Origin of the sequence: Pseudomonas sp. NY15435 (genome assembly GCF_048068295.1) — a bacterium.
Classification (GTDB): Bacteria; Pseudomonadota; Gammaproteobacteria; order Pseudomonadales; family Pseudomonadaceae; genus Pseudomonas.
The window spans coordinates 193,558-207,981 of sequence record NZ_JBLUQA010000003.1 but is presented as its reverse complement, the minus strand read 5'-3'; the positions used below and the strand labels follow the sequence as shown (position 1 = coordinate 207,981).

Here is a 14,424-nt window from a genome sequence, read left to right as displayed (position 1 = left end):
AGGGTTGGGGAGAGTGCCGCACGGCAGAGGACTATGTCGTGAACCGCCGCGCCGAACGCCTTGCCCCGGTGGTGGACATGGCGCTCAAGGCCGAGCGCGAAGCCGCGCGCCAGCTCGGTCAGATGCAGGGCCAGTTGCAGCAGGCACAGCGCAAGCTCGCCGAGCTCGAACGCTACCGCTTCGACTACCAGCAGCAGTGGATCACCAACGGCCAACAGGGCGTCAGTGGTCAGTGGCTGATCAACTACCAGCGCTTCCTGTCCCAGCTCGAAGGCGCCGTCGAGCAGCAGAACCGCTCGGTGGCCTTCCACGAGAACAACGTGGGCAAGGCGCGGGTCATCTGGCAGGAGAAGTACGCGCGTCTGGAAGGTCTGCGCAAGCTGGTGGAGCGCTATCGCGAGGAGGCGCGCCTGGCCGCCGACAAGTACGAGCAGAAGCAGCTGGACGAATTTGCCCAGCGCCTGAAGCCCTCCGCGGACTGAGGCGATAGCCGGCCGTGCTAGGCTCCAGTCAGATCCTGATCGGAACCTTTCCATGCCGCTTCCCGCTCCAGTGCCTGTGGATTTCCAGCGCGTCTTCTCCCTGTGGCGGCTCACCGCCGAAGGCGATCCCATCATCACCCCCAGCAGCCATCTTCTGCCGGTCCGCTGGCAGGGCCGTGCGGCGATGCTCAAGCGCGCGCTGGATATCGATGAGCAGGGCGGCGGGCAGGTGATGAACTGGTGGTGCGGAGAAGGCGCGGCACTGGTCTATGCCTACGATGACGACACCATTTTGATGGAGCGCGCCGAGGGCTCACGGTCGCTGATGCACATGGCGCTCAACGGCGAGGACGATGAGGCCAGCCGCATCGTCTGCGATGTCGTACGTCGCCTGCACTGGCCGCGGGAACAACCGCCGCCGCCGCTGCTCAGCCTGCGCGAGTGGTTCCGTGACCTGGAGCCCGCCGCCCAGCGCTACGGTGGGCTGTTCCCGCGTTGCCTGGATACCGCCCAGGCGCTGCTGGCCAGCGAGCACGACCGCGCGGTGCTACATGGCGATGTCCATCACGACAACATTCTCGATTTCGCGGAGCGCGGCTGGCGCGCCATCGATCCCAAGCGCCTATACGGCGAGCGTCTGTTCGACTACGCCAACCTGCTGTGCAACCCGGACCTGCCAACCTCGCGCGAGCGCACGCGCTTCCTGCGCCAGCTGGACGTGATCGTCGAGCACGCGCGCGTCGATCGGCGCCGGCTGCTGGAGTGGGTGCTGGCGTTCGCCGGGCTGTCCGCCGCCTGGTTCCTCGACGACGGCATGCTCGCCGACAGCGACTTGAGCGTGGCCCACCTGGCCGCTGCCGAATTGGACCGCACGGCATGCTGCGCTTGAACCGTGCCTTCCTGCAGGCCCATCCGCGGCTGATCAGCGCCGCCGTGGTCGGCGTGCTGGTGGCGCTTGCCTGCTACAAATTCTCGCCCATGACCCGGGTGCTGCTGGGCTGGAACTGCCTGGCCTGGCTCTACGTGCTGCTGATCGGCTGGCTGGCCCTGCGCGCCGACCCGGCGGAGGTGCGACGCATCGCCGGCATCGAGGACGAGAACGCCGAGGCGGTGCTGGTGCTGATCAGCATCGCGGCGCTGGCCAGCCTCGGCGCCATCGTGGTCGAACTGGCCAGCGCCGGGCATGCCGACGACAGCGAAAAGCTCGCCCGCTACGCCTTCACCGCCAGCACCGTGCTTGGCTCCTGGTTCCTCATCGGCACCATGTTCGCCATGCACTATGCGCGGATGTTCTACGCGGCAACTGAAGGCGACCCGGTGCTGCGTTTCCCCGAAGGCGAGCAGAGCCCGGACTTCTGGGACTTCTTCTACTTCTCCTTCACGCTCAGCGTGGCGGTGCAGACCTCCGACGTGGAAATCGCCTCGCGGGCGATGCGCAAGGTGGTGCTGGCGCATTCGGTGATCGGCTTCCTGTTCAATACCGCGATCCTTGGGTTGGCGATCAACATGGGCGCGGGGCTGGGTGGCTAGGCAGACGGCAGCGTCTCGGCGGCCAGGCGCAGCGCGAGCACCACGAAGGCCAGCGAGAAGCCCCAGCGAATCCCTTTCATCACGACGGGGCGGGCGATCACATGGTCGCGCACCCAGGCGGCCAGCAGACCGTAGCCGATGAACACGACGAAGGTCATCAGCGCGAACGCCAGGCCCAACATCAGGAACAGCCGCCGGACGTCCTCGCTGCCGGCCGGGACGAACTGCGGCAGAAAGGCCAGGAAGAACAACCCGAGCTTGGGATTGAGCAGGTTCAGCCAGAGCCCGGTGCCCACCAGTTGCGGGGTACTGCGCGGGCTGCTGGCCGAATCCAGCGCCAGGGCGCCGCTGCCGCGAAACACCTGCCAGGCGATGAACAGCAGATAGGTGGTGCCCAGTACCCGGATGATCTGGAAGCTGGTCGCGCTGGCCTGCAGGATCACTGACAGGCCGAACGTGGCGAGCAGCAGTTGCGGCAGCATGCCCAGCGTGCAGCCCAGTGCCGCAAGGGTTGCCGCGCGGGCGCCAAGACCGAGGCCAACGGCCAGGGTATAGAGCACGCCGGTGCCGGGCAGCAAGATGACGACGAACGCCGTCAGCAGGAATTCTGAGTTCATTCCCGTGGGTTTCCTGTGTGGAAGAGGCGAGGCCCTGAGGCCTGGGTTTTCAGGGAGCTGGCGGTTGCCTGAGCGATGAGCGCCATTGCCCCGGCGTCAGCCCGAACTGGCGAGCGAAGGCGCGGGTCATATGCGACTGGTCGGCGAAGCCGGCGAGCAGGGCGGCGTCGGCCAGCGTGCGGCCCTCGCCGATGGCCTTGTGGGCCTGTCGCACACGGTACTGCAGGAGGTAGGCGTGGGGTGTGGTGCCCAGTTCGCGGCGGAAGCGACGTAGCGCCGCGTAGGGTGTCAGCCCGGCGATACCGGCCAGCTCCGCCAGCGCGGGAGCGTTGCGCGGATCGTCGTGAATCCGTTCGAGCATGCGCGCCACGCCGCGGCTGGACGGGGCCGCCACGCTGGTGTCGGTGCGCTCGTCGAGCAGCTCGCCGAACAGGTCGAGCACGCCTTCGCCGGCTTCATCTGCGCAAGCGCCCGGCAGGTGTTGCAGCAAGCGGGCAATGCGCTGGGCGAGTTTCGGGTCGGCGATGGCGGGGAGGGTGAACTCGCGACGGGCCATTTCCCCGCCAGCCAGTTCTGCCAGCAGTGTCGGTTCGACATAGAGCATCCACCAGCGCCGTGGTGCACCGCGCAGGGGAATGCCGTCGTGCAGTTCATTGGGGCTTACGGTGATGATGTCGCGCGGTCCGGCCTCCACCTGGCCGCGGCCGCTCCAGGAGCGGTGCCCGCCCTCGAGCATCAGGCCGATGCCGTACTCGTCGTGGGCATGGCGCGGAAAGCTGCGCTGCGTGAGTATCTCGACGATGCGCAGGCCGGGCAGGGCGGCAGAGGTGCAGTTCACTCGGTGCAGCATTGGAGGGGCCTGCGTAAACGGTGAGTTGACTGGCAGAGTAGACCCTGCGCCTACGGCCATCTTGAATGAAATTGACTATTTCAGGACTGCCGGGCGTTGCCCATCATGCATCGCACAGAAGCATGCGGCGCCTTTGTGTAACAGCGAGCTTGCTCGCGAACATGCGCAGCTCCGCAGCCGAGAGGTTCGCGAGCAAGCTCGCTCCTACAGGTGGATTCTGTCGCGCCGGGCTGGGGCGTGCGCACAAAGCCTGACATCAGAAGAACGGTCGCGAGGCCTTGAACATGAACGCCGAATCGCAATAGGCGTTGTGCCCGGAATAGGCGCTGCAGTCGCCACCGGTGAGGCTGCTGCCGCTGTAGGAGAAGTTCAGGTCGATGCCGTTCCAGGGGCGACTGAAGTTCAGCGACCAGTCGCCGAACTCGCTGACGTTGCCGCCGCTGCTCAGGCTTACAGGGGAGGCAAGGCTGTAGGTGGAGTATTTGAAGGTCACGTCGAAGCCAAAGTCCTGCTGCACGCCCAGGTCGGTGAACAGCGTGGCTGTGCTGCGCCCGGCCTGGGCGCTGTAGGCTGCGCCGAGACGGCTGCCGAATACCGAGAGGCCGCCGTACAGCGCCTGACTGTCGTAATCGGGCTGTTCCGGACGGCTGTAGCGCAGGGTGCCTACTTCATAGCCCAGCTTGCCGTCGGCCAACGGGTGCTTGAAGCCGGCGTAGCTGTCGATCTCCAGGGGCTTTTCCTGCTCCAGGTTCGAGGTCCAGCTGCCGACGTACCAGCCGCTGTCGTGGGTGATGTCGAGGCCGCCCTGGGCGCTGTTGGCCTGCCCCGGCTGCACCAGCCCCTGGGCCATGCTGCGTGTCGGCGAGTTGGCGAACTTGAGCTCGAAATCGCCCACCTCGCGCTGCATCACCTGGGCACCTGCGTACGGAGCCGCGCACAACACGCAGGCCGCGATGAGAATGGACTTGTACATGCTGCCCCCTTCTTGCCGGGTGCGACCCTTCCAAGGCCTCTTCCGAGCCTTCGCCCTACGTCGCACGCGTAAAAGGGTAAAGGCATTCGCCGTGGCTGTGTCGACCGGTGGTCCATTAATCGACCTGGGCGGTGTCCGTTCGACCGGTCTGGCGAGGCGGTTTCCCATCGCTCGCCGAGGTTGCCGCTGTCACCGCTAACTGCTACATCTTCAAGCTCGTGCGCGACCATTGATCGATAAGGAGAATCCCATGGCCATCACTTCCGTTCCCTCCGCTGACGGGCAGGAGCTCACCATCGTGGTCCAGGGACGCTTCGATTTCGGCGCACACCAGGAATTCCGCAACGCCTACGAGCGCGTCGAGACCACGCCCAAGCGCTACGTGGTGGACCTGAAGGGCGCCACCTACCTCGACAGTTCGGCCCTGGGCATGCTCCTGCTGCTGCGTGACCACGCCGGCGGCGAGAACGCGCAGATCAGCCTGGCGCACTGCAATCCGGACGTGCGCAAGGTGCTGGCGATCTCCAACTTCGAGCAGTTGTTCAAGATCAGCTGACGCGCCGCACCGTGGCAACGGCCATGTCTGAACTGCTCACCGTCCTGATCGCCGACGACAACGCGGCCGATCGCCTGTTGCTCTCGACCATCGTCAGCCGCCAGGGCCATCGCGTACTCACCGCCGCCAACGGCCTGGAGGCGCTCGCGCTGTTCGCCCAGGAGCGCCCGCAGCTGGTGCTGATGGATGCGCTGATGCCGGTGATGGACGGCTTCGAGGCGGCGCGGCGGATTCGCCGGCAGGCCGGCGAGGAACTGGTGCCGATCATCTTCCTCACGTCGCTGAGCGAGCCCGAGGCGCTGGTGCAGAGCCTGGAGGCGGGCGGCGATGACTTCCTCTCCAAGCCCTACAACCGCGTCATCCTCGAAGCCAAGATCCGCGCCATGGGGCGGCTGCATCACCTGCAGCGGATGGTGCTGGAACAGCGCGACCTGATCTCACGGCACAACGAGCACCTGCTCAACGAGCAGCGGGTGGCCAAGGCGGTGTTCGACAAGGTGGCGCACTCGGGCTGCCTCAACGCGGCGAACATCCGCTACCTGCAATCGCCCTTCGCGCTGTTCAACGGCGACCTGCTGCTGGCGGCGTTCAAGCCTTCGGGCGGCATGCACGTGCTGCTCGGTGACTTCACCGGCCACGGCTTGCCGGCGGCCATCGGCGCCATGCCCCTGGCCGAGGTGTTCTATGGCATGACCGCCAAGGGCTACCCGATGGCGGACATCCTTCGCGAGATGAACGCCAAGCTCAAACGCATTCTTCCGGTAGGCGTGTTCTGCTGCGCCGCGGTGCTCAATCTGAGTTTTCAGCGCGGCCTGGTGGAGGTGTGGAACGGCGGCCTGCCCAACGGCTACCTGCACCGCCACGAGAGCGGCGAACTGCAGCCGCTGGTGTCGCGGCACCTGCCGCTGGGCATTCTCGATCCCTCGGCCTTCAGCGACCATTTCGAGGTCTACGCGATGGAGGAGGGCGACCGGGTGTTCCTCTTCTCCGATGGCGTGCTGGAGGCGCGCAATGCCGCGGGCGAAGCCTTCGGTGAAGAGCGCCTGCAGCAGGTGTTCAGCGAGGGCCACGCGCCGTCGCGCCTGTTCGACGGCATCCAGGCGGCGGTGGCGCGGTTTCGCGGCGAGGCCCAGGACGACGTCAGCATGCTGGAGATCGCGCTGGTCCCGGAGGATTCGCTGCAGCGCCCGCCGCTGGCGTTCTCCGACAACGGCCTGAGCAGCCCGCTGGACTGGTCCGCCAGCTTCGAATTCCGCGCGCCGACCTTGCGCAACTTCAATCCGCTGCCCTTCCTGTTGCAGCTGCTGATGGAAGTGCAGGACCTGCGCCCGCGCGGCGGTGCGCTCTATACCGTGCTCGCCGAGTTGTACTCCAACGCACTGGAGCACGGCGTGATGGGCCTGGACTCCTCGCTCAAGTGCGACGCCGCCGGCTTCGCCCGTTATTACCAGGAGCGCAGCAAGCGCCTGGTCAACCTGCGCGACGGCTTCGTGCGCTTCCACCTCGACCTCGCGCCCCACGGTGATGGCGGGCGGCTGCTGGTGCGGGTGGAAGACAGCGGCGACGGTTTCGACGTGGGCGCGGTGCTGGCTTCCCAGCAGGCCGCCGGCAGTCTCTGCGGGCGCGGTTTGACGCTGGTTCGGCAGTTGTCTGACCGCTGCCAGTGGTCGGCCGATGGCAAGGCGGTGTCCGTGGAGTTCTTCTGGCCGGCTCAGGCATAATCGGGGCCTTCTTGTCTCCCTGCAGGGTGGCGAGCCGTCCTTCAGGGAGTGCCCCATGTCCGAGCCGCATCTCGATGGCGCCGTGCTGAGCAATTTGCTGTCGATCATGGAAGACGAATACCCGCTCCTGGTGGAAACCTTCCTCAGCGACTCCGAGGAGCGCCTGCGCAGCATCAGCGAAGCCTTCGCCGCCAGTGATGCGCCGGCCCTGCGACACGCTGCGCACAGCTTCAAGGGCAGCTGCGGCAACATGGGCGCCTCGGTGCTGAGCAGCCTGTGCAAGCGCCTGGAAGAGGCCGCGCGGCACAACGACATGGCTGGCGCGCAGAGCTTGATTGGCAAGGTCGAACACGAATTCACCATCGTTCGCACCCTGCTGCTGCCTGGTCGCCCCTGACCTTTTTCGAGTTGGCCCGCGCCTTGCTATCTCCGTGTTGGATATTCACATCAACGGAGAACTCCGATGGCTGTCGCCCCGGATATTTTATTGACGTCGACGCCTGACACTCGGCCCAAGGCGGCGCTCTCCAGGTCTGCCCAGAATTCGTCGAACAGCAACAGCGACAAGGGTTCCAGCTTCGCCGACGTGTATGCCAAGGAGCAGCGTCCGGCGGCCAGCGAACGGGCCGACAAACCGGCCAAGGCGAAGACCGACAAGCCTCGGGACGCTGCCGACAAGGACACCGCGAGCAAGGATTCCTCCGCGCCGGCTGCCGCCGACCAGCCAAAGGTTGCCGAGGACGGCAAGGCCTTGCCGGCTGATGCTGCCGGTAAGGCGGACGAGAAGGTGGCGGAGGCCGAGAGCGATCCCGACGCGACCCTCGACCCGCTGCTGATGCTGGGCATGACTGGCCAGCTTCCGGAGCCCGAGGCGCCGCCGCTGGTGGTCAGCACCGGCACCAGCCAGCTCACCGATGCCAGCAGCGATGGCGATCTGCAGAAGCTCAACGAGATTCCGGGGGTGAACCTGACGCTCGCCGTAGGTGCTGACGACCAGGCGCAGTCGGTGCAGCAGCCCCAGCTCACTGGCCAGCCTGGCGCCAAGGCGGGAGACAAGTCACTGGATGCCGGCGGCAAGCATGATCTGAGTGCCGCACTCTCTGCGCTGACTGCGGATTCGACGGCCAAGGGCGCCGAAGGCAAGCTGGCGGAGGGCGCGCTGAAGGATGGCGTCGACCTGACCCAGCAACTGGCGGACGTGCAGACTGACGCCAAGCCGGAGATGCCGCGCAACGAGGCCTTCGCTGCGCGTCTGGAGTCGCTGACACAGGCGCTGAACACGCCGCAGGCCATGACCAGCCGGCCGGTGAATCCGCTGGTGCCTGGCCAGGCGGTGTCGGTGCAGCAGAATGGCTGGACCGATCAGGTGGTGGACCGGGTGATGTGGATGTCCTCGCAGAACCTCAAGTCCGCCGAGATCCAGATGGACCCGGCCAACCTTGGCCGCCTGGAAGTGCGTATCCACATGACCGGGGACCAGACCCAGGTGAATTTCGTCAGCGCCAACGCCAACGTCCGCGAAGCGCTGGACAGCCAGCAGCACCGCCTGCGCGAGATGTTCAACCAGCAGGGCATGCAGCTGGACGTGAACGTCTCCGACCAGTCTGCCCGTGGCTGGCAGCAACAGCAGCAGGGCGACGGCCGGGACAGCTCGCGGAGCGTGGCGGGGTCCGGCAGCGGTGACGACGAGCCGATGATCAGTGGTGTGTCCGAGATCCGCCCGCAGACGGCGGCGCAGGGCAGGGGATTGGTGGATTACTATGCGTGATCGGGAGTTGAGGGGCTTGAAAGAACCCTCTCCCCAGCCCTCTCCCTTCAGGGAGAGGGTATAAGCCCGAGCGCCGCGTTCTGCCCCAGTTCGCGAGCAAGCTCGCTCCTACAATCTGGGGCGGACGCCAAGCCGGCTTTTCGTAGGAGCGAGCTTGCTCGCGAACCGCCTCAACACCAATCCCAGCCATCGCCAAGGAAAATTCTTACACCTCCCCGTGACATCCTCCGTCTAGCCTGTAATATCCGCGGCGTCGCCAGCAGGACTCTTCCAAACTGGCACAGCCCTTGCTGCTACCCCTGGTATTAGCGCTTTGCGCCGCAAATGTGACGGATTATTGGCATGGCCAAGAAAGAACAGACGCCTTCTCTCCCCGATGGCCAGGCGCCCGGCAAGGGCAAGCTGAAGCTCATCATCATCATCGTGCTGGCCTTTCTCCTGGCGGTGGGCGCGTCGGTGGGCGGTACCTGGTTCTTCCTGCACAAGAGCGCCAAGCCCGCGGAAGCCGAAGCCAAGTCCGCGGAACACGCCGAGCCGACCAAGAAGCAGGCGATCTACGAGATTCTCGCGCCGTCCTTCGTGGTCAACTTCAATCAGAACGGCCGCCAGCGCTATCTTCAGGTCGCCGTCGCGCTGATGGGCCGCGACCAGGCGCAGATGGACGCGCTGCGCGAGCAGATGCCGCTGGTGCGCAATCAACTGGTGATGCTGTTCTCCAGTCAGAATTTCGACACGCTGGTAACGCCGGTGGGCAAGGAAATGCTGCGTCAGCAGGCGACTTCCAGTCTTCAGGAACTGGCGAAGAAGGCGACCGGTCAGTTGACCGTGGAGCAAGTGCTTTTCACCAATTTCGTATTGCAGTAGGTACCCGCCATGGCCATGCAGGATCTACTTTCCCAGGACGAGATCGACGCGCTGTTGCACGGCGTCGACGACGGCCTGGTGGAAACCGAGTCCGACGTCGAGCCGGGGGCGATCAAGTCCTACGACCTGACCAGTCAGGACCGCATCGTCCGGGGCCGCATGCCGACCCTGGAGATGATCAACGAGCGTTTCGCCCGTTATACCCGCATCAGCATGTTCAATCTGCTGCGCCGCTCGGCGGATGTCGCCGTGGGCGGCGTGCAGGTGATGAAATTCGGCGAATACGTGCATTCGCTGTACGTGCCCACCAGCCTCAACCTGGTGAAGATGAAGCCGCTGCGCGGCACCGCGCTGTTCATCCTCGACGCCAAGCTGGTGTTCAAGCTGGTGGACAACTTCTTCGGCGGTGACGGTCGTCACGCCAAGATCGAGGGCCGCGAGTTCACCCCCACCGAGCTGCGCGTGGTGCGCATGGTCATCGAACAGGCCTTCGTCGACCTCGCCGAGGCCTGGCACGCGGTAATGCCGATCACCTTCGAGTACGTGAACTCCGAAGTGAACCCGGCGATGGCCAACATCGTCAGCCCCAGCGAAGTGGTGGTGGTCTCCACCTTCCACATCGAACTGGACGGCGGCGGCGGCGACCTGCACATCACCCTGCCATACGCGATGATCGAGCCCATCCGCGAGATGCTCGACGCCGGTTTCCAGTCCGACGTGGACGACCAGGACGAGCGCTGGATCAACGCCCTGCGCGAGGACATCCTCGATGTCAACGTGCCGGTAGGTGCCACCGTCGTGCGTCGCCAGCTCAAGCTGCGGGACATCCTGCACATGCAGCCGGGCGACGTGATCCCGGTGGAGCTGCCCGAGCACATGATCATGCGCGCCAACGGCGTGCCTTCCTTCAAGGTCAAGCTGGGTTCGCACAAGGGCAACCTGGCCTTGCAGATTCTCGATCCGCTCGTGCGCCCGCGCTGAGCGAATCCCAAGAGGACCCACCATGTCAGACGAAGAAAACGTGACTCCCGAAGAACAGGCACTGGCCGACGAGTGGGCCGCGGCGCTCTCCGAATCGGGTGACGCCAACCAGGACGACATCGACGCGATGATGGCCGGCGCCGCGGCTCCGGCTGTCCCCGCCGCACCGCGCGCACCGATGGAAGAGTTCGGCATGGCGCCCAAGGCGCCGACCATCGCTGGCCTCGAAGGCCCGAACCTGGACGTGATCCTGGACATTCCGGTGACCATCTCCATGGAGGTCGGCCATACCGACATCAGCATTCGCAACCTGCTGCAACTCAACCAGGGCTCGGTGATCGAGCTCGATCGGCTGGCCGGCGAACCGCTGGACGTGCTGGTCAACGGCACCCTGATCGCCCACGGCGAAGTGGTGGTGGTGAACGAGAAGTTCGGCATCCGCCTCACCGACGTGATCAGCCCCAGCGAACGCATCAAGAAGCTGCGCTGACATGGCCCGCCTGCTCGCGAAGCTGTCCGTCCTGCCGCTGGCAGGGCTGTCCCTCCTGGCCATGGCCGAAGAAGCCGCCAAGGCGCCGGCGTCCAATCCGGCCATTGTCCATGCCAGCTCCACGCCGAGCCTCATTACCGGCAGCGCCGGCGCGCAGCTGATGCAGCTGCTGTTGGGCCTGGTGCTGGTGGTTGGCCTGATCTTCCTGCTGGCCTGGCTGGTGCGCCGCGTGCAACAGGTTGTGCCGCGTGGCAACCAGGCGATCCGCCTGATCTCCAGCCAGGCGCTCGGCCCGCGTGATCGGCTGGTGCTGGTGCAGGTGGGCGAGGAACAGGTGCTGCTGGGCCTGACACCTGGTCGCATCACCCCGCTGCACGTCATGCGCCAGCCGGTGCATGCCGCCGAATCGGAGCCGGCGCAGCCGGAATTCGCCCAGCGCCTGCTGGAATTGCTGAACAAGGACAAGGGCCGCCCGCAGTGACCCGTTCGCCGAACCTCTCCGCTCTGATCGGTGCGCTCAAGGCAGTCGCGCCGCTGCTCCTGGGCCTGCTGGCGCTGATGGCGCCACAGGCCTTCGCCGCCGATCCGACGCAGCTGACGGCGATCACCGTGACCACCAATCCGCAGGGTCAGCAGGAGTATTCGGTCAGCCTGCAGATTCTGCTGATCATGACTGCGCTGAGCTTCATTCCGGCGTTCGTCATGCTGATGACCAGCTTCACCCGGATCATCATCGTCTTCTCCATCCTGCGCCAGGCGCTGGGCCTGCAGAGCACGCCGTCGAACCAGGTGCTGATCGGCCTGGCCATGTTCCTGACGCTGTTCGTGATGGCGCCGGTGTTCGACAAGATCAACAGCACCGCGCTGCAGCCTTACCTGAGCGAACAGATCCCCGCGCAGGAAGCGATCACCCGCGCCGAGGTGCCGCTCAAGGCCTTCATGCTGGCGCAAACCCGGCAATCGGACCTGGAGCTGTTCGTGCGGCTGTCCAAGCGCACCGACATCGCCAGCGCCGACGCCACGCCCCTGACCATCCTGGTGCCGGCGTTCGTCACCTCGGAGTTGAAGACGGCTTTCCAGATCGGTTTCATGATCTTCATTCCGTTCCTGATCATCGACCTGGTGGTGTCCAGCGTACTGATGGCGATGGGCATGATGATGCTCTCGCCGCTGATCATCTCGTTGCCGTTCAAGATCATGCTGTTCGTCCTGGTGGACGGCTGGGCCTTGATCATCGGCACGCTCGCCGGCAGTTTCGGGACGGTCTAGCGATGCTCTCTGCTCTTGTAGGAGCGAGCTTGCTCGCGAACCGGAATGGCACAAAAGCTTCGCGAGCAAGCTCGCTCCTGCAGGCTGCTGCGAAAGAGGACCGACCATGACCCCCGAAGTCGCCGTAGACCTGTTTCGCGAAGCGCTCTGGCTGACGGCGATGATCGTCGGCATCCTGGTGCTGCCCAGTCTGCTGGTGGGCCTGATCGTGGCGATGTTCCAGGCCGCCACGCAGATCAACGAACAGACCCTGAGCTTCCTGCCGCGCCTGCTGGTGGTGCTGCTTACCCTCATCGTACTGGGCCCCTGGCTGCTGCGGCAGCTGATGGAATACACCCAGTCGCTGATCACCAGCATCCCGACGCTGATCGGCTGATGCTCGAGCTCAGCAACGCGCAGATCGGCGGCTGGATCGGGGCCTTCCTGTTCCCGCTGTTCCGCATTGCCGCGTTGCTGATGGTGATGCCGATCATCGGCACCCAGCTGGTGCCGACACGTGTCCGCCTCTACCTGTCGGTTGCCATCGCCGTGGCGCTGGTGCCGAACCTGCCGGCGATGCCGCAGGTGGATGCGCTCAGCCTCAAGGCGATGGTCTACATCGCCCAGGAAATCCTCGTCGGCGCCATGCTCGGCTTCGTCCTGCAGCTGATGTTCCACGCCTTCGTCATTTCCGGGCAGATCATCTCCATGCAGATGGGCCTGGGCTTCGCCTCCATGGTCGATCCCACCAACGGCATCTCGGTACCGGTGCTGGGGCAGTTCTTCACCATGCTGGTGACTCTGCTGTTCCTCTCCATGAACGGCCACCTGGTGGTGTTCGAGGTGCTCGCGGAAAGCTTCAACACCTTGCCGGTGGGCGAGGGGCTGTCGAGCAACCATTTCATCACCGTGGCCGGCAAGCTCGGCTGGGTCCTGGGCGCCGGCCTGATGATCGCCTTGCCGGCGATCACCGCCTTGTTGGTGGTCAACCTGGCGTTTGGCGCCATGACCCGCGCCGCGCCGCAGCTGAACATCTTCTCCATCGGCTTCCCGCTGACCCTGGTGATGGGCTTCGTCATCGTCTGGATCGGCAGTGCCGACATTCTGACCCAGTACCAGTCCCTGGCCAGTGAGGGCCTGCGACTGTTGCGCGAACTCGTGGGGGCCCGCTGATGGCCGAGAACGACAGTAGCGAAGACAAGACAGAGGAACCTACAGAGAAACGGCGCCGCGACGCGCGCGAGAAAGGGCAGCTACCCAGGTCCAAGGAGCTGAATACCCTCGCCGTGCTGCTGGCCGGCGCCGGAGCCCTGCTGATGTTCGGCGCGAGCCTGGCCGATGCGCTGATGCGCCTGATGCGCGGCAGCTTCGAGCTGGACCGCGCGACGGTGATGAACAGCGAGAGCATGCTCAACCTGCTGATTGCCGGTGGCAAGATCGGCGCCGATGCGGTCTGGCCGATCCTCGCGGTGCTGCTCGTCGCGGCGTTGGTCGGTCCGGTTGCGCTCGGTGGCTGGCTGTTCTCCGCCGAGGCGCTGGCGCCCAAGTTCAGCCGGCTCAACCCGCTGGCAGGCATCAAGCGCATGTTCTCGGTGCGCTCGGTGACTGAGTTGCTCAAGGCCCTGGCGAAGTTCGTACTGGTTCTGATCGTGGCGATCCTGGTGCTCAAGTCCGACCAGGACGACCTTCTGGGCATGGGGCGCGAGCCGCTCGAACAGGCCATGGTGCACAGCGCCAAGGTCGTGGGCTGGAGTGCCTTCTGGCTGGCCTGCAGCATCATCTTCATCGCCGCGGCGGACGTCCCCTTCCAGCTCTGGGACAACCGCAAGAAGCTGATGATGACCAAGCAGGAAGTGAAGGACGAGTACAAGGACTCCGAGGGCAAGCCGGAGGTCAAGGCCAAGGTCCGCCAGATGCAGCGCGAGATGGCCAACCGGCGGATGATGCAGGCCGTACCCCAGGCCGACGTGGTGATCACCAACCCGACGCACTTCGCCGTGGCCCTGCAATACGACGCGGAGAAGGGCGGGGCGCCGAAGTTGCTGGCCAAGGGCAACGACTTCATGGCGCTGAAGATCCGCGAGATCGCCCAGGAGCACAAGGTCACGGTGCTCGAGTCGCCGGCGCTGGCGCGGGCGGTGTACTACTCCACCGAACTCGACCACGAGATTCCCGCGGGCCTTTACCTCGCCGTGGCCCAGGTGCTGGCCTACGTCTATCAGCTCAAGCAGTACCGCGCCGGCAAGGGCAAGCGCCCGGGGCCGATGCCGGATCTGCCAATTCCGCCGGATTTACGCCGCGACGAGTGATTCCGGACCGCGTCTGCTGTATCTCGCCCTTCCGA

18 protein-coding genes are annotated in these 14,424 nt (G+C 65.4%); 15 read left to right on the top strand and 3 right to left on the bottom strand.

Annotated elements, in window-relative coordinates:
* Positions 1-38: 38 nt before the first annotated feature.
* From fliJ to ACNFH5_RS08205, 3 genes are read left to right on the top strand one after another with little or no spacing between them, the layout of a single operon-like run.
* The gene (fliJ, locus tag ACNFH5_RS08215) at positions 39-482 is read left to right on the top strand and encodes a flagellar export protein FliJ (RefSeq protein ID WP_416745132.1); all 444 of its coding nucleotides are present in this window, start codon (positions 39-41) and stop codon (positions 480-482) included.
* Between the two features lie 52 nt (positions 483-534).
* A complete protein-coding gene (locus ACNFH5_RS08210) occupies positions 535-1,371 on the top strand; it encodes an aminoglycoside phosphotransferase family protein (RefSeq protein WP_416745131.1) in 837 nt (278 codons plus the stop codon).
* Entirely contained in the window at positions 1,359-2,012 is a 654-nt protein-coding gene (locus tag ACNFH5_RS08205; protein ID WP_416745130.1) for a DUF1345 domain-containing protein, read from the top strand. The genes ACNFH5_RS08210 and ACNFH5_RS08205 overlap by 13 nt, the downstream gene beginning before the upstream one ends.
* On the opposite strand, the gene ACNFH5_RS08200 is transcribed toward ACNFH5_RS08205, so the two are convergent.
* The 3 genes from ACNFH5_RS08200 to ACNFH5_RS08190 form a co-directional block, all read right to left on the bottom strand.
* Positions 2,009-2,629: a LysE family translocator gene (locus ACNFH5_RS08200; protein WP_416745129.1), complete on the bottom strand. Its 621-nt coding sequence runs from the start codon at positions 2,627-2,629 to the stop codon at positions 2,009-2,011. The two genes, ACNFH5_RS08205 and ACNFH5_RS08200, sit on opposite strands and share 4 nt — an antisense overlap.
* 49 nt (positions 2,630-2,678) lie before the next feature.
* Entirely contained in the window at positions 2,679-3,479 is an 801-nt protein-coding gene (locus tag ACNFH5_RS08195) for an AraC family transcriptional regulator (RefSeq protein ID WP_416745128.1), read from the bottom strand.
* Between the two features lie 256 nt (positions 3,480-3,735).
* Positions 3,736-4,452 (bottom strand): TorF family putative porin, encoded by a 717-nt coding sequence (locus ACNFH5_RS08190; protein WP_416745127.1) that lies wholly within the window; start codon positions 4,450-4,452, stop codon positions 3,736-3,738.
* 250 nt (positions 4,453-4,702) lie between these two features.
* Between ACNFH5_RS08190 and ACNFH5_RS08185 the strand changes: the two genes are divergently transcribed.
* The 12 genes from ACNFH5_RS08185 to flhB all read left to right on the top strand — a co-directional run bounded on the left by ACNFH5_RS08185 (position 4,703) and on the right by flhB (position 14,389).
* Complete coding sequence (locus ACNFH5_RS08185; protein WP_416745126.1) at positions 4,703-5,008, top strand: STAS domain-containing protein; 306 nt, start codon at positions 4,703-4,705, stop codon at positions 5,006-5,008.
* 23 nt (positions 5,009-5,031) lie between these two features.
* The gene (locus ACNFH5_RS08180; protein ID WP_416745125.1) at positions 5,032-6,729 is read left to right on the top strand and encodes an ATP-binding SpoIIE family protein phosphatase; all 1,698 of its coding nucleotides are present in this window, start codon (positions 5,032-5,034) and stop codon (positions 6,727-6,729) included.
* A 55-nt stretch (positions 6,730-6,784) separates the two neighbouring features.
* Entirely contained in the window at positions 6,785-7,126 is a 342-nt protein-coding gene (locus ACNFH5_RS08175; RefSeq protein WP_416745124.1) for an Hpt domain-containing protein, read from the top strand.
* Between the two features lie 66 nt (positions 7,127-7,192).
* The gene (locus tag ACNFH5_RS08170; RefSeq protein WP_416745123.1) at positions 7,193-8,497 is read left to right on the top strand and encodes a flagellar hook-length control protein FliK; all 1,305 of its coding nucleotides are present in this window, start codon (positions 7,193-7,195) and stop codon (positions 8,495-8,497) included.
* A gap of 342 nt (positions 8,498-8,839) precedes the next feature.
* Positions 8,840-9,361, top strand: coding sequence for a flagellar basal body-associated protein FliL (fliL, locus tag ACNFH5_RS08165; protein WP_416745122.1), 522 nt, complete (start codon positions 8,840-8,842; stop codon positions 9,359-9,361).
* A gap of 9 nt (positions 9,362-9,370) precedes the next feature.
* Positions 9,371-10,342 carry a flagellar motor switch protein FliM gene (fliM, locus tag ACNFH5_RS08160; RefSeq protein ID WP_416745121.1) on the top strand — a complete coding sequence of 324 codons (972 nt, stop codon included), beginning with the start codon at positions 9,371-9,373 and terminating at the stop codon, positions 10,340-10,342.
* A 22-nt stretch (positions 10,343-10,364) separates the two neighbouring features.
* Positions 10,365-10,832: a flagellar motor switch protein FliN gene (gene fliN / locus ACNFH5_RS08155; RefSeq protein WP_024764960.1), complete on the top strand. Its 468-nt coding sequence runs from the start codon at positions 10,365-10,367 to the stop codon at positions 10,830-10,832.
* 1 nt (position 10,833) lies between these two features.
* On the top strand, positions 10,834-11,313 hold the full coding sequence (gene fliO / locus ACNFH5_RS08150; protein WP_416745120.1) for a flagellar biosynthetic protein FliO: 480 nt from the start codon (positions 10,834-10,836) through the stop codon (positions 11,311-11,313).
* A 77-nt stretch (positions 11,314-11,390) separates the two neighbouring features.
* Positions 11,391-12,101: a flagellar type III secretion system pore protein FliP gene (fliP, locus tag ACNFH5_RS08145; protein ID WP_416745634.1), complete on the top strand. Its 711-nt coding sequence runs from the start codon at positions 11,391-11,393 to the stop codon at positions 12,099-12,101.
* Positions 12,102-12,207: 106 nt separating this feature from the next.
* Positions 12,208-12,477, top strand: a complete 270-nt coding sequence (gene fliQ, locus ACNFH5_RS08140) for a flagellar biosynthesis protein FliQ (RefSeq protein WP_416745119.1) — start codon at positions 12,208-12,210, stop codon at positions 12,475-12,477.
* Positions 12,477-13,253, top strand: coding sequence for a flagellar biosynthetic protein FliR (gene fliR, locus ACNFH5_RS08135; protein WP_416745118.1), 777 nt, complete (start codon positions 12,477-12,479; stop codon positions 13,251-13,253). Before fliQ ends, fliR begins: the two co-directional genes overlap by 1 nt.
* Positions 13,253-14,389, top strand: coding sequence for a flagellar biosynthesis protein FlhB (flhB, locus tag ACNFH5_RS08130; RefSeq protein WP_416745117.1), 1,137 nt, complete (start codon positions 13,253-13,255; stop codon positions 14,387-14,389). Before fliR ends, flhB begins: the two co-directional genes overlap by 1 nt.
* The last annotated feature ends 35 nt before the right edge of the window (positions 14,390-14,424 follow it).

Bases quoted from the DNA above. Each gene is read 5' to 3' on its own strand.
- fliL (WP_416745122.1), top strand. From the start codon at position 8,840: ATGGCCAAGAAAGAACAGACGCCTTCTCTCCCCGATGGCCAGGCGCCC.
- fliR (WP_416745118.1), top strand. From the start codon at position 12,477: ATGCTCGAGCTCAGCAACGCGCAGATCGGCGGCTGGATCGGGGCCTTC.
- ACNFH5_RS08170 (WP_416745123.1), top strand. From the start codon at position 7,193: ATGGCTGTCGCCCCGGATATTTTATTGACGTCGACGCCTGACACTCGG.
- flhB (WP_416745117.1), top strand. From the start codon at position 13,253: ATGGCCGAGAACGACAGTAGCGAAGACAAGACAGAGGAACCTACAGAG.
- ACNFH5_RS08195 (WP_416745128.1), bottom strand. From the start codon at position 3,479: ATGCTGCACCGAGTGAACTGCACCTCTGCCGCCCTGCCCGGCCTGCGC.
- ACNFH5_RS08175 (WP_416745124.1), top strand. From the start codon at position 6,785: ATGTCCGAGCCGCATCTCGATGGCGCCGTGCTGAGCAATTTGCTGTCG.
- fliM (WP_416745121.1), top strand. From the start codon at position 9,371: ATGGCCATGCAGGATCTACTTTCCCAGGACGAGATCGACGCGCTGTTG.
- fliO (WP_416745120.1), top strand. From the start codon at position 10,834: ATGGCCCGCCTGCTCGCGAAGCTGTCCGTCCTGCCGCTGGCAGGGCTG.
- fliN (WP_024764960.1), top strand. From the start codon at position 10,365: ATGTCAGACGAAGAAAACGTGACTCCCGAAGAACAGGCACTGGCCGAC.
- ACNFH5_RS08180 (WP_416745125.1), top strand. From the start codon at position 5,032: ATGTCTGAACTGCTCACCGTCCTGATCGCCGACGACAACGCGGCCGAT.
- fliP (WP_416745634.1), top strand. From the start codon at position 11,391: ATGGCGCCACAGGCCTTCGCCGCCGATCCGACGCAGCTGACGGCGATC.
- ACNFH5_RS08185 (WP_416745126.1), top strand. From the start codon at position 4,703: ATGGCCATCACTTCCGTTCCCTCCGCTGACGGGCAGGAGCTCACCATC.
- ACNFH5_RS08205 (WP_416745130.1), top strand. From the start codon at position 1,359: ATGCTGCGCTTGAACCGTGCCTTCCTGCAGGCCCATCCGCGGCTGATC.
- ACNFH5_RS08190 (WP_416745127.1), bottom strand. From the start codon at position 4,452: ATGTACAAGTCCATTCTCATCGCGGCCTGCGTGTTGTGCGCGGCTCCG.
- fliQ (WP_416745119.1), top strand. From the start codon at position 12,208: ATGACCCCCGAAGTCGCCGTAGACCTGTTTCGCGAAGCGCTCTGGCTG.
- ACNFH5_RS08200 (WP_416745129.1), bottom strand. From the start codon at position 2,629: ATGAACTCAGAATTCCTGCTGACGGCGTTCGTCGTCATCTTGCTGCCC.
- ACNFH5_RS08210 (WP_416745131.1), top strand. From the start codon at position 535: ATGCCGCTTCCCGCTCCAGTGCCTGTGGATTTCCAGCGCGTCTTCTCC.